Origin of the sequence: Paraburkholderia sp. JPY465 (assembly GCF_050436725.1) — a bacterium.
Classification (GTDB): domain Bacteria; phylum Pseudomonadota; class Gammaproteobacteria; order Burkholderiales; family Burkholderiaceae; genus Paraburkholderia; species Paraburkholderia youngii.
This window is the reverse complement of sequence record NZ_JBNDMT010000002.1, coordinates 180526-193760: the sequence shown is the minus strand read 5'-3', so window position 1 is coordinate 193760 and position 13235 is coordinate 180526. Positions and strand designations below refer to the sequence as shown.

Genomic DNA, 13235 nt, shown 5'->3' with positions numbered 1-13235 from the left:
CGGCCCGCTTACTCGTACCACCGCGGCGTGTACACCCACTGCGCGCCGTTATCGCCACAAGCGAATTTTCTCGTCAGCGACGACCCGACGATCACCATCGTGCGCATATCCACGTCGGCCGAGCGAAGCTCGCCGAGCGTCACTGTGCGCAACGTGCCGCCAGGCCGGCCGATATCGCGTCCGAGCACCACCTGCGTCGATGGCGCGCGATATTCCCGCACGATATCGAGCGCCTTGTCGAGTTGCCACGGACGCGCGCGCGAAATCGGGTTGTAGAACGCCATCACCAGATCGGCTTGCGCCGCATGGCGCAGGCGGGTTTCGATGATCGTCCACGGCTTCAGGTTGTCCGACAGCGACAGCATGCAGAAGTCGTGGCCGAGCGGGGCGCCGGCCTGCGCCGCGGTCGCGAGCGCGGCCGACACGCCCGGCACGATCGATAGTTCGACGGCCGCCCATGCGTCGTTGCCAGAAGCTTCGAGCGCTTCGAGCACGGCGGCCGCCATCGCGAACACGCCGGGGTCGCCCGACGACACCATCACGACCGAGCGGCCTTCGCTCGCGAGCTCGAACGCGTGTCGCGCGCGCTGCATTTCCTCGCGATTGTCGGTGCCGTGCACGCGCTGATCGGCGCGCAGCGGGCCGGCCATTTTCACGTAGGTGTCGTAGCCGAGGATGTCGGTCGCTTCGTTCAACGCGGTGCGCGCGGCCGGGACCATCAGTTCGGCGCAACCGGGGCCGAGGCCGATCACGGTCAGGCGGCCGCGGGCACGGCCGAGCGTCACTGGGTCGATGGCGAGCGGGGAGAGAGCGAGCGCGACGTTCGGATGAGCGTCGTCGTGCAGCGTTTCGTGGGGGACACGTAGCGCGGTCTGCAGCAAGCGTGCGGCACTCGATTCGCCCGGTTCGGCGCTGGTATCGGAGAAGCGTGGCGGCACATCGAGAAGCCGTGCCGCTTGCGCAAGCGCCGGGTCGGCCATGCCCGTCGATGGCGCGAGCAAGGCCGCGAGCGAAAGCATCGCGAGACCGTGCCCTTTCAGTGCCGCGCGCACGCGTGCGACGATCGCATCGGCGGACTCGGCATCGTCGCTGACGACAGCCGCCACCACGCTGCGCGGATGAATCACGAGCTCGTCTTCGCGCCCCTCCCACGCGCGCGGCGTCACGCGAATCGCGAGACGTGCCGACTCCGAGCGCGGCAGTTGCGCGTCGTCGAGCCACGGCGCGTCGCCTTCGATGCGCGTGCTTTCGCCCGCCAGCAGATCCGACACGAAGCGCTTGCCCTGGCCGAGATCGGCGAGCGCATAGCCATCGGGCGGATTGAGCACGCAGGTGCCGAAACGCAATTCACCGCTCGTCGTGATCGCGGGCTGCACCGCCAACGCGGCGGCGATGTCGCGCGCCATCAGGTTGACGCCCGCGAGGCCGCCGAGCAGCGGCACGACCGCGCTGCCGTCCTCGGCGAGCGCGAGCACCGGCGGCTCGGCGCCTTTGTTCGACAGCAGCGGCGCGAGGCAGCGAATTACGATGCCGGCCGCGCACAACGCGACGATCGGCGTGCCGCGCGCATACAGCTCGCGCAGATGCGTGCCGAGTTCGCTGTACGAGACGTCGGCCTCGACGCGGCCTTGCAGCGCGTGGACCTGGCAATCAGGAGCAACGCCCGCTGCGATATGCGCGCCACGCTCGACATACAGCGCCTGAATCCGCCGCGCCGTCGCGAGCGCGCCCGTACCGAGAATCACGATCGCGGGCGCGTTCATCCTTGCCATTTCTGCCCCGGCACGACCAGCAGCGAAAAATACGGCGATGCCATCGGATCGACTTCGGCGAGCGGCACGATGCGCTGATTGCGCATCGTCGCGCGCTCGACGTACAGCGCGCGCTGCGCGAGTCCGAGTTCGTCGAGCACGCGCCGCACCTTGTCGAAATTGCGGCCTAGTTTCATGATGACCGCCGCGTCGGCATCGGCCAGACGGCGGCGCAATTCGTCTTCGGGCAACACGCCCGACAGCACCGACAAGCTCTGATTGCGATACACGAGCGGCGCGCCGAGCACCGCCGCACCGCCGAGCATCGAGCACACGCCGGGCACTACTTCACTGTCGTAGCGCGCCGCGAGCCGGTCGTGCAGATACATGTACGAGCCGTAGAAGAACGGATCGCCTTCGCAGACCACGGCGACGTCACGGCCCGCGTCGAGATGGCCGGCGACGACTTCGGCGGCGGTGTCGTAGAAGTCCGCGATGATCGCTTCGTACGACAGCGGCGGCTCGAGCGCTTCGGTCGTGACCGGATAGACGAGCGGCAGATGCTGCTGCGCGTCGTGCAGATGCGCCTCGATGATGCCGAACGCGTTGCCCTTCTTGCCCTTCGCGACGAAATACGCGACCACCGGCGCCGCTTTAAGCAGCCGCAGCGCCTTCAAGGTCAGCAATTCCGGGTCACCGGGACCGACGCCGATGCCGTATAGCCTTCCGCGGCTCGTTAGCTGGCTCGTCATTTATTCGACCTCCGTCGCAAGCGCGTTGACCGCGGCGGCGGCCATCGCGCTGCCGCCGCGCCGTCCATGCACCACCACATAGGGGACGCCGCGGCTGTTTTGCGCGAGTGCCGCTTTCGATTCCGCCGCGCCGACGAAGCCGACCGGAAAGCCGAGAATCAGCGCGGGCTTCGGCGCGCCGGCATCGAGCATGTCGAGCAGATGAAACAGCGCGGTCGGCGCATTGCCGATCACGACGACGCTGCCCGCCAGATGCGGACGCCACAATTCGAGCGCGGCGGCCGAGCGCGTGTTGCCGATCTCGCGCGCCATCGCTGGCACATCCGGGTGCGTCAGCGTGCAGATCACTTCGTTGTTCGCGGCGAGCCGCGCGCGCGTAATGCCTTGCGCGACCATGCCCGCGTCGCACAGGATCGGCGCGCCTTGCGCGAGCGCACGGCGGCCCGCGCTGCCGGCGCCGTCGGAGAACGCGAGGTCGTCGATCACGTCGACCATGCCGCACGCGTGGATCACGCGCACCGCGAGTTTTTCGAGGTCGGCGGGGATGCGCGCGAGGTCGGCCTCCGCGCGGATCGTCGCGAACGATTGGCGATAGATCTCCTGACCGTCGCGAATGTAATCAAGCATGGGAAGTACTCCGGGCGAGGCGCGCGAGCAGCGCGGCGGCCTCGTCGATCGTCAGTTGGGGCGCGACACATTGGCCGAATCCGGGGTGATGGTCGTCGCGTCGATAAAGGTCGTAGCGGCCGGGCGCGGCGGCGAGCAGCGTGTACGGCGCGCGATGCGCGGCCGCGCACGAGCGCGGGCAGCCGGTCAGATGCACGTCGACGCCGGCGGGCAAGCGTTCGGCGAGTTGCAGCGCGTCGGTCTTGGTGTCGGCGAGGCCCTTCGCGCAACCGGCCGAACCGGCGCAGGCGATCACATGTGTGATGGCCTGCGCGGGATCGCAGGCGAGGCCGAGTGCGCTCAGCTTCGCGAGTACGGCGGGCACGGCGTTGGTCGCGATGTCGGGCAGCAGCACGCTTTGCCATGGCGTTGCGTGCAGCATGCCGTTGCCGTGTTGTTGCGCGAGCGCGGCGACGTCGCGCAGCGTGGCCGCGTCGATCCGGCCGAGCGGCGGTTGGCCGCCGACGTGCCACATGCCGCCGCCGTGCTGTGCGTGCGCGCCGAGCCGCAATGACGCGTCGGCGGGAATGTGGCGTTGCCAGTCGCGCAGCGATGCGTCGCGCGCGAGCGGGAAGTCGACGTAGCGTTGCGCGTGCTGCAGAAGCGCATCGGCGGAGTGCGTGGCGAGCAGGTCGCGCATGCGGGTCGCGTCGGCTGAGGCGAGGTCGAGGAACGTGTGCAGCAACGCGCGCACGAGCACTGGCACGCGCGACGGTGGTGCGGCCGCGAGCGCACTCGTGCCGTTGGCATCGGGATGGTCGCCGGCGTTCGCGTTGTCGCCTGTCGAGCCGGGGCACCCCGCGAGGCCGAACACGAAGCGCACGCCTTCTTCGTCAGCCGACGCCGCGAGCCACACGTCATGCGGATGATCGATTCGCGCGAGTCGTTCGCCGCCGTCGAGCAGCAGCGCGAATTTCGGCGACAACGCGGCGAAGCGCACATCGCTTTGCAGCAGCGTGAGCAGTTCCGCGCACAACGGCGTCGTGTCGATCAGCGCGTGCGGATCGCGGCCGGCGGCGGGGCTGATCATCACGTTGCGGACGTCGTCGGCGTAGCTGAGCGCGTTGGGGGTGGCGATGTGCGGGTCGTTCGCGGCGGCCGGTCCAAGTCCCGCGCCAATCAGCGCTGCGCTCAACGCAGCTTCGTGTCCGCGACGCACGCCGCGCAGTTGCAGATTCGCGCGATTGGTCAACTCGGCGACGCCGTTCGCGTGCCGTGTGCTCGCATCGGCGATCGCGTGTGCCTGCGCCGCGCTCAGCACGCCGCCGGGCAGTTTGATGCGGCAGATGCCGCCGTCGCGCGCGGAGACGATGCGCAGCAACCCCGGACATGCCGAGGACCGCGGTGACGTGACCGCGTGGGACGAAACGGGGGGAGGCGAAGCTCGATTCAATGGGGCACCGGGTTTAGCGTCGCGCGACGGCATGGTGGCGGCCTCGCTGCATGCTGCCCGATGAAGGCCGGCGTGAACCATGCGGCCGAAAAGCGCTTCGGGCTGACCGTGGGCGATGAAAGCGGCCATTATATCTTTACGCAATGGCCGCAGCGCCTGTTTGCCGGCCATCGCGCGATGCCGCCGGTCGCGACGCATGGCGCCTTGCCGCGGACCCGCGGGCCGCATGGCGGCGGTATCATGCGGACTTTCCAAACCCGCCGTCCGAGCCTGCGCGCAGCCGCATGCACGACGCGGCGCGGTGCAATCGCTCAGGAATCGACGCAACTGATGAGGATGGATGCATGCCGGCATGGCTGACCGTAGTGGGCATTGGCGACGACGGCTTCGCCGGTTTGGGGCGGCCCGCGCGGCGTGCGTTGCTGGGCGCGTCGGTCGTGTACGGCGGCGAGCGCCATCTGGCGATGCTGCCCGCGCGGATCGCCGCCCGCCGCGCCGCGTGGCCGCGTCCGTTCGATCTCGCGCCGTTGCTAGCCGAGCGTCCGCACGCGGTGTGCGTGCTCGCGAGCGGCGACCCGATGCTGTTCGGCGTCGGCGCGACGCTCGCGCGGCAGTTGCCGGCCGGGGAATTGCGCGTGCTGCCCGCGCCGTCGTCGCTGTCGCTCGCGGCCGCGCGGCTCGGCTGGCCGTTGCAGGATGTCGCGACCGTGTCGCTGGTCGGCCGGCCGCTTGCCACGCTGAATGCGCATCTGCACGACGGCGCGCGCCTGTTCGTGCTGAGCGCGGACGGCCACACCCCGGCGGCGCTGGCGGCCTCGCTCGATGCGCGCGGTTACGGCGCAACTCAGATGACCGTGCTCGAACATCTGGGCGGTGAACGCGAACGGCGTGTCGATGGCCGCGCCGATCAATGGCCGGGCGGCGAGATGGCCGCGCTCAATCTGATCGCGCTCGACTGCCGCGCGTCCGCGCAAGCAGCGCGTCTGCCGCTGACCTGCGGCTTACCCGACGACGCCTTTATCCACGACGGCCAGTTGACCAAGCGCGACGTGCGCGCCATCACGCTCGCGCGCCTCGCGCCCGCGCCTGGTGAGTTGCTGTGGGACGTCGGCGCGGGCAGCGGTTCGATCGGTATCGAATGGATGCGCGCGCATCCCACCTGTCGTGCGATCGCGATCGAGGCGAACGACGCGCGGCAGCGCTTCATCGAACAGAATCGCGATACGCTGGGTGTGCCTGGTCTGCAACTGGTGGCCGGCCGCGCGCCGGACGTGTTGCGGGGGCTACCCGCGCCGCACGCGGTGTTTATCGGCGGAGGGGTGACGGTGCCGGACGTGCTGGACACCTGCTGGGCGCAACTGCGCGACGGCGGCCGGCTCGTCGCGAACGCGGTCACGCTGCAAGGCGAGGCGGTGCTCGCCGCGTGGCGCGAGCAGCATGGCGGCACGCTGACACGCATCGCGCTCGCGCACGCGCAACCGCTCGGCGGCTTCGATACATGGCGCCAGGCGTTGCCGATCACGCTGCTCGACGTGACCAAGCCCGCCAATCCGTCAGCCGATTCGTGATGCGCGACGAAACCCCCGAACAGCCGGCGCCGCTGCGCAGCGGCTATACGACCGGCAGCTGCGCGACCGCGACGTCGCTGGCGGCCGCGCGTTTGCTGCTGGCGGGCGAGGTCAGCGAGGTCGCCGAGATCGTGTTGCCGAAGGGCCAGCATGTGCCGATGCGGCTCACGTTCTGCCGTCTCGTGGAGATGGACGGCGAGCGGATCGCCGAAGCCGGCACGATCAAGGATGCCGGTGACGATCCCGACGTGACGCACGGCGCGCTGGTGTTCGCGCGCGTGCGCCTCGTGCCCGAGCCCGGTGTGATTTTTCGCGCGGGGCCGGGCGTCGGCACGGTCACGCGCGCGGGGCTCACGCTGGCGGTTGGCGAACCGGCGATCAATCCGGTCCCGCGCCAGATGATCACGCAGCACCTCGACGAACTCGCCTCGCATCATGCGTATCAAGGCGGCTTCGAAGTGACGCTCTGCGTGGAAAACGGCGAAGCGCTCGCGCTGAAAACGATGAACCCGCGTCTCGGTATCGTCGGTGGACTGTCGATACTCGGCACTACCGGTATCGTGCGGCCGTTTTCGTGTTCCGCCTATATCGCGTCGATCCATCAGGGCATCGACGTTGCGCGCGCGAACGGCTATATGCATGTGGCCGCCTGCACCGGCAACGCGAGCGAGGACGCGATGCGCGCGCACTACGGCCTGCCCGATATCGCGCTGATCGAAATGGGCGATTTTGTCGGCGCGGTGCTCAAGCATGTGAAGCGCGCGCCGGTCGAGCGTCTGAGCATTTGCGGCGGCTTCGGCAAGCTCAGCAAGCTCGCGGCCGGCCATCTCGATCTGCATAGCCGCAACTCCAGCATCGATCTCGAACAACTCGCCGGCTGGGCCGCCGGGCATGGCGCCGACGCCGCGCTGCAAGCGGCGATGCGCGCGGCCAACACGAGCCAGCAGGCGCTCGCGCTCGCGCACGCGCAACAGGTGCCGCTCGGCGATATCGTCTGTCAGCACGCGTTGGCCGTTGCACGCGATATCGTGCCGCCGCAGGTCAGCGTCGAAATCTTCGCGATCGACCGGCAGGGCAAGTTCGTCGGAGTCGCCCGATGACGCGCATCCTGTTGCTCGGCGGCACCGGCGATGCGCTGAAGATCGCGCGCCAACTCGGTCCCGCGCATGTGTACAGTCTCGCGGGGCTCGGCAAGGTGCCCGACGACCTGAAGTGCGCGGTGCGCGTCGGCGGCTTCGGCGGCAGCGAGGGGCTGGCGCGTTATCTCGCGAGCGAAGCGATCGGCCTCGTGATCGACGCGACGCATCCGTACGCGGCGCGGATCAGCGCGAATGCCGTAGCGGCGTGTCGCGTCGCGAAGGTGCCGTGCTGGGCGCTGCGGCGTCCGGCGTGGCAGCCGCAAGCCGGCGATGACTGGCGCATCGTCGATGACTGGAACGCACTGATCGACGCGCTCGCGCCTTTCAGAAGGCCGCTATTCACGCTCGGACGCGAACCGCTCGCGCATCTCGACGAGATTCCGCCGTATCAATTCTGGACCGTGCGCGTGCTCGATTCGCATCCGGACACCGCGCGCTCGCGCATCCTCGCCGCGCGCGGACCGTTCACGCTCGACGGCGAACGCGCGCTGTTCGCGCTGCAGGCGTTCGACGTCGTCGTCAGCAAGAACAGCGGCGGCGGCGCGACCGAGGCCAAGCTCGAAGTTGCGCGCGAACGCGGCTTGCCGGTGATCATGCTGCGACGGCCGGTGTTGCCCGACGTCGATCGCGAGTTCGCCACCATTGCCGATCTTCTCGATGCGTTGCCCGCGCACGCGCAAGCGGCTTCGGATCAGTGAGCAAATAACTGGAGTACTGAATGACAGTGTTTTTTATCGGCGCGGGTCCGGGCGACCCGGAACTGATCACGGTGAAAGGGCAGCGTCTCGTGCGCAGTTGTCCGGTGATCCTGTATGCGGGGTCGCTGGTGCCGGCGGCGGTGCTCGAAGGTCACAGCGCCGAACAGGTCGTCAACACCGCGGAACTCGATCTCGACCAGATCGTCGCGCTGCTCGCGGCGGCGCACGCGAAGGGCCAGCATGTCGCGCGCGTGCATTCGGGCGATCCGTCGCTGTACGGTGCGATCGGCGAGCAGATCCGCCGCTTGCGCGAGTTGGACATTCCTTACGAAATCGTACCCGGCGTGACCGCGACGGCCGCATGCGCGGCGGCGCTCGGCTGCGAGCTGACGCTGCCCGGCGTGTCGCAGACACTGATCCTCACGCGCTATGCGAGCAAAACATCGATGCCCGAAGGCGAGCAGTTGGCCGATCTCGCGCGGCATCGCGCGACGCTGGCGATTCACCTCGGCGTGCGGCATCTCGCGCGCATCGTCGATGAATTGCGGCCGCATTACGGCGGCGCGTGTCCGATCGCGGTGATCTATCGCGCGAGCTGGCCCGACGAAGAAAAGATCACCGGCACGCTCGACGATATCGTCGCGAAAGTGCAGGGCAGCGCGATCGAGCGGACCGCGCTGATTCTGGTCGGGCAGGTGCTGGCCGCCGAAGGCTTCGCCGATTCGACGCTGTATGGGAGCGGCAATTGATGGCGCCGTGAGAGCCTGTCTGGTGTCGGAAAGCGGCGTGCGTTGTCGATCATAATGTGACGCAGCGCGAGAGCCTGACCCGTTTCCTGGCAAAACGCCAAAACGCGAAAGCGCGAAAATCCGCAAGTTCTGCACCGCCACCCGGCGCGCAGACCGCTATCGTGGCGCCATGATGAAGCCCAGCACCGAACGTGATTACCGTCGACGGATCGCTCGCGTGGTCGAGGCCATTCTGGTCGAGCCCGGCGCGCGGCACACGCTCAGCAGCCTCGCGGCCGTCGCGCATATGTCGCCATATCACTTCCATCGGATTTATCGCGCGTTGATGGGCGAGAGCGTCGCCGATACCGTCAAGCGTCTGCGGCTCGCCGAGGCAGCGCAACGGCTGACCGACGCCGCGCAGGTCACCGCGGTCGCGCACGACGCTGGCTACGACAGTCCCCAAGCGTTCGCACGTGCGTTTCGCGATTTCACTGGTGTATCGCCGAGCGAGTTCAGGACGCGGCAGCGGCATCTGGTGGCGAATCCGGCGGCTTCGGCGGCATCCGCGCGGACACGGCGAACGGGGCATGCGCGCATCGAGCCGCGCGGCGACGGCGATGGCATAGGCGCTGACGGCCGCCGCGACGAGTACGCTGAAAACCAGAACACCCCCGCATCACCATCCGTCGAAGTGATCGAGATCGCACCGCTCGACGTGCTATGCCTTCGCCATGACGGCCCGGTCGCGACGATCGGCCAGACCTTCCACACGCTGATGACGACGTTGCGCTGCGACGAGAACCCGCTGTTGCAGCAGCGCGTCGGCATCTGCGCGCGCGATCCGTCGATCGCTGGCGGGTTTTGCTATCACGCGGGAGTCGTCGCGGGGTCGCAGGCGGCGTTCAGCGATGCGATGCAGCGGCTCGACGAAGCCGCGCAACGCTCGCGTGTGGCCAAGCCGCCGCCGGGCATCGAGCCGCTGCGGCTCGAAGGCGGGCTATACGCGGTGCACCGCCTCATCGGTCCTTATGCGCTGATCTCGCCCACTTTCAGGGCACTGTACAGCGGCTGGTTGCCGCGCAGTGGCTACCGGCGCGATCAACGGCCCGGGCTCGAACTGTATCGAAGCGCGCCCGATCGCGGCGCGCTGGACCCCTGCATCACCGATCTGCTGATCCCCATTCGCGAGGACTAACCATGATGCGTCGAGGCTGTGCCGCGCTGTCGAGCGCGGTGGTGGTGTCGTTGAGCGTGGCATTGTCGGGGGCGCTGTGCGGCGCGCTGTGGGCTGCGTCGCCGGCGCACGCCAACGCGCAAACCGCTTCCGCCGACTGGCATGTCGGCGAGACGAGCCGCGTGTTTCATCCCGCCGTGGCCCGCAACTGGCGTGGCGCGCAAACACAGGCGTTGATCACGCGCATCTGGTATCCGGCCGATGCGACGCAAGCCGAGACGCGTCACGATATCGGCGCGCCAGGCCATCCGATGTTCATCGGCCACGCCGCCGCCGACGATGCGCCGCTGTCCGACGCGCAGCGCAAATACCCGTTGCTGCTGTTGTCGCACGGCACCGGCGGCAGCGCGGACAGTCTCGACTGGCTCGCGGCGTCGCTGGCCGCGCAGGGCTATATCGTCGCGGGCGTCAATCATCCGGGCAACAACGCGCTGGAGCCGCGCACGCGCGACGGCTTCATCCTCTGGTGGGAGCGCGCGACCGACTTGAGCGAAGTGCTCGACGGCGTGCTCGCGGACCCGCGTTTCGGTCCGCGCGTCGACACGACGAGGATCGGCGCGCTGGGCTTTTCGCTCGGCGGATACACGGTGCTCGAAGTCGCGGGCGCACGTACCGACAGCGCGGCGTTCGAGCGCTTTTGCACGTCGCCCGAAGCCGATGCGATCTGCACGCCGCCCGAAGCCGCGAGTCTCGCGCACGCGCCGGGCGCGCCGGCGTTGACGGTCGACGGGCTATCGGCCGAAACGAATGCATCGCGCGCGCGTTCGGGCGACTCGTATCGCGATCCGCGCGTCAAGGCGGCATTCGCGATCGCACCCGCGCTCGGCGAGGCGTTCGACAGTTCGTCGTTCAAGGAAGTGACGATTCCGGTCGCGCTGCTCGCGGGCGAGGCGGATACGACCGCGCCCGTCAACACCAATATTCACCGCATCGCGGGCTTCATGCCGCAAGCGACGGTGACGATGCTCCCGGGCGCCTCGCACTATACCTTCATGGATGTGTGCGAGCCCGAGGTGATGGAGCGTCTGGCGCCCATCTGCAAGGACGGACCGGGTGTCGACCGCGCCGTGATTCATGCGCGAACCGCGGCACAGGTGCGTGATTTCTTCGCGGCGACGCTGCCGGCGCGCGGCTCGTAGCGCTCGCGAACGCAAGTGATTCGCGCCGCCGCGCGACTCAATCCTCGAGCGGCGCCAGGGTCTTGAGCGGTGCCGGCTTGTCCTCGCCGAATCGGATCATCGGCACCAGCGAAAGCAGCGCAACCACGAACAGCCCGATCACGAACATCGACACGAAGGTCAGATGCAGCGACTGGTGCAGCACCAGCCTGACCAGATCGCTGTCGCCGAGATCGGCGGCGCGGTTCTGCAGCAGCGCCTTCAGCTGGTCCGACGTGACCGTCGCGGTGCCTTGCGAATGACGGAGCCCGAAGTTCAGCACCGCGCCGAACAGCGTCGCGCCGAGCGTGCTGCCGAGATTGCGCGAGAACAGGTTCGACGCGGTCGCGCTGCCGCGTTCGTCCATCCGGACGATCTCCTGGATCAGCACGAGCGAACTGACGCTCGACGTCCCCATGCCGAAGCCCATGATCAGCGACGCGAATCCGGCGACGAGCGGCGACGCGCCCGGCGACAGGAACAGCAGCAGCACCGCGCCGAGCGGCACGAACGCGCTGCCGCAGATCAGGATGCGCCGCAAGCCGAGCCGGTGAAACGACTTCGCCGCGAAGGTCGCGCCGGTGGGCCAGCCCACCATCATCATCGTCAGCGCGAGGCCGGCCACCACGGGCGAACGATGCAGCACGCCCTGCACGTACATCGGCAGGAACGTGGTCGCGCCCATCAGGATCATGCCGGCCAGCACCGTCGCGCTGTTGCATGCGGCGATCGGGCGGCGGCTCCATAGCGCGAACGAGATCATCGGTTCGGCCGCGCGACGCTCCTGCAGCACGAATAGCAGCACGCACAGCACGAACACGCCGCCCGCGAGCGAGGCGGGCGCGAATGCATCGTCGCCGGCGTAGGTCAGCGTCATCATCAGCGCGGCGATCGCGGCCATGAACAGCGCCGCGCCGGCGAGATCGATGGACGGCCGCGCGTGCCGCTCCGATTCGCGCAGGAACGCGATGAAGCCCGCCGCCGACGCCAGCCCGATCGGCACATTCATCCAGAAGATCCACGCCCACGACAGGTTGTGAATGATGAAGCCGCCGACCATCGGACCCACGACCGCCGAGATCGCCCACACGCTCGCCAGATAGCCCTGCACCTTGCCGCGTTCGCGCGCCGGGTACAGATCGGCGACGATGGTCAGCGTGACCGGCTGGATCGCTCCCGCGCCGATGCCCTGGATCAGCCGGAACACGATCATCGCCGGCATCGACCATGCGAAGCCGGCGAGCACCGAGCCGACGAGGAAGATCGCGATGCCCGCGAGGATCACCGGCTTGCGTCCGTAGAGATCGGCGAGCTTGCCGAACACCACGGTCATCGCGGTCTGCGTGAGCAGGAACGACGAGAACACCAAGCTGTATAAATGCAGGTCACCGAGTTGCGAGACGATCTGCGGCATCGCGGTCGACACGATGGTCGCTTCGATCGCGACCATCGCCATCGAGGCCATCACGGCGGCGATCACGAGCGGGCGTGAAGATTGAGTGTTGCGGGACATGAAGGGCGTAGTATCGGTATGTTGAGTGCGTCGACGGCCCGGAGGAGGCCTTGCTGCGGCGCATCGGCGCGGCCGCGCATGACGGCCGCTCAGGAGTATGCACCTTGCGCAGAATGCGTGCTCGCGCCAGGGCAGCCGGGCAGCCGGCCGGTTTGGGCATGAGCGTTGCGTATTCGGATTTCCCTTTGACACACGGAGGACAATCATGAGGATCGAATTCACCGGACGGCGGGAAGTGGTGGCTGCTGCGCGCGTCGCCTACGAGGCCAATGTGGACGGGAAGGACGTATGGTGCAGCGTGTCGCTCGACGCGCTCAACGACCATTTCGGCAACGGCAGCCTCGGCAACGGCGCCCCGTCCGCTCACGATCTGGTGGGGACGTTCGAGGCGAACCGCGCCCGCATTGAAAATGCTACGCGGCGGGTGCTCGAACGCAACGGGGGACGGTCCGTGGAACTCGAGACGCGCGATTTCGACTGAGCGACCCGCTTAGCGCGTAGCGGGTCAATTGATTCGCGCCGCGGTGGAAAGGACTCTTCCACCGCGGCGGCTATATCCGCGACGCCGGCGCGGCTACAGTATCGACGCACACATTGCTTCATGCGTGTGAGCGAGAGAGTTGGACCCGGCTG

12 protein-coding genes are annotated in these 13235 nt (G+C 68.3%); 7 read left to right on the top strand and 5 right to left on the bottom strand.

The window, feature by feature from the left end:
- Positions 1-8: 8 nt before the first annotated feature.
- The 4 genes from cobJ to cobG are packed head-to-tail and all read right to left on the bottom strand — an operon-like array spanning position 9 to position 4595.
- Complete coding sequence (gene cobJ / locus QFZ94_RS02970; protein ID WP_429457689.1) at positions 9-1763, bottom strand: precorrin-3B C(17)-methyltransferase; 1755 nt, start codon at positions 1761-1763, stop codon at positions 9-11.
- Positions 1760-2503, bottom strand: a complete 744-nt coding sequence (locus QFZ94_RS02965; RefSeq protein WP_368583669.1) for a precorrin-2 C(20)-methyltransferase — start codon at positions 2501-2503, stop codon at positions 1760-1762. Before QFZ94_RS02965 ends, cobJ begins: the two co-directional genes overlap by 4 nt.
- The gene (locus QFZ94_RS02960; RefSeq protein ID WP_429455529.1) at positions 2504-3130 is read right to left on the bottom strand and encodes a precorrin-8X methylmutase; all 627 of its coding nucleotides are present in this window, start codon (positions 3128-3130) and stop codon (positions 2504-2506) included.
- The gene (cobG, locus tag QFZ94_RS02955; protein ID WP_429457687.1) at positions 3123-4595 is read right to left on the bottom strand and encodes a precorrin-3B synthase; all 1473 of its coding nucleotides are present in this window, start codon (positions 4593-4595) and stop codon (positions 3123-3125) included. The genes QFZ94_RS02960 and cobG overlap by 8 nt, the downstream gene beginning before the upstream one ends.
- A gap of 311 nt (positions 4596-4906) precedes the next feature.
- Between cobG and cbiE the strand changes: the two genes are divergently transcribed.
- The 6 genes from cbiE (at position 4907) to QFZ94_RS02925 (ending at position 11071) form a co-directional block, all read left to right on the top strand.
- Positions 4907-6130 carry a precorrin-6y C5,15-methyltransferase (decarboxylating) subunit CbiE gene (cbiE, locus tag QFZ94_RS02950; protein ID WP_429455528.1) on the top strand — a complete coding sequence of 408 codons (1224 nt, stop codon included), beginning with the start codon at positions 4907-4909 and terminating at the stop codon, positions 6128-6130.
- On the top strand, positions 6130-7230 hold the full coding sequence (locus tag QFZ94_RS02945; protein ID WP_429455527.1) for a cobalt-precorrin-5B (C(1))-methyltransferase: 1101 nt from the start codon (positions 6130-6132) through the stop codon (positions 7228-7230). Before cbiE ends, QFZ94_RS02945 begins: the two co-directional genes overlap by 1 nt.
- Entirely contained in the window at positions 7227-7967 is a 741-nt protein-coding gene (locus tag QFZ94_RS02940; protein WP_429455526.1) for a cobalt-precorrin-6A reductase, read from the top strand. Before QFZ94_RS02945 ends, QFZ94_RS02940 begins: the two co-directional genes overlap by 4 nt.
- Positions 7968-7987: 20 nt before the next feature.
- Entirely contained in the window at positions 7988-8716 is a 729-nt protein-coding gene (cobM, locus tag QFZ94_RS02935; RefSeq protein ID WP_429455525.1) for a precorrin-4 C(11)-methyltransferase, read from the top strand.
- 169 nt (positions 8717-8885) lie between these two features.
- A complete protein-coding gene (locus tag QFZ94_RS02930; protein WP_410842465.1) occupies positions 8886-9893 on the top strand; it encodes an AraC family transcriptional regulator in 1008 nt (335 codons plus the stop codon).
- A gap of 2 nt (positions 9894-9895) precedes the next feature.
- Positions 9896-11071 (top strand): alpha/beta hydrolase family protein, encoded by a 1176-nt coding sequence (locus QFZ94_RS02925; protein ID WP_429455524.1) that lies wholly within the window; start codon positions 9896-9898, stop codon positions 11069-11071.
- 37 nt (positions 11072-11108) lie between these two features.
- Here QFZ94_RS02925 and QFZ94_RS02920 read toward each other — a convergent pair whose 3' ends face one another.
- On the bottom strand, positions 11109-12602 hold the full coding sequence (locus QFZ94_RS02920) for an MDR family MFS transporter (RefSeq protein ID WP_429455523.1): 1494 nt from the start codon (positions 12600-12602) through the stop codon (positions 11109-11111).
- Between the two features lie 205 nt (positions 12603-12807).
- Between QFZ94_RS02920 and QFZ94_RS02915 the strand changes: the two genes are divergently transcribed.
- Complete coding sequence (locus QFZ94_RS02915) at positions 12808-13083, top strand: DUF1488 domain-containing protein (protein ID WP_013091756.1); 276 nt, start codon at positions 12808-12810, stop codon at positions 13081-13083.
- Positions 13084-13235 lie beyond the last annotated feature (152 nt).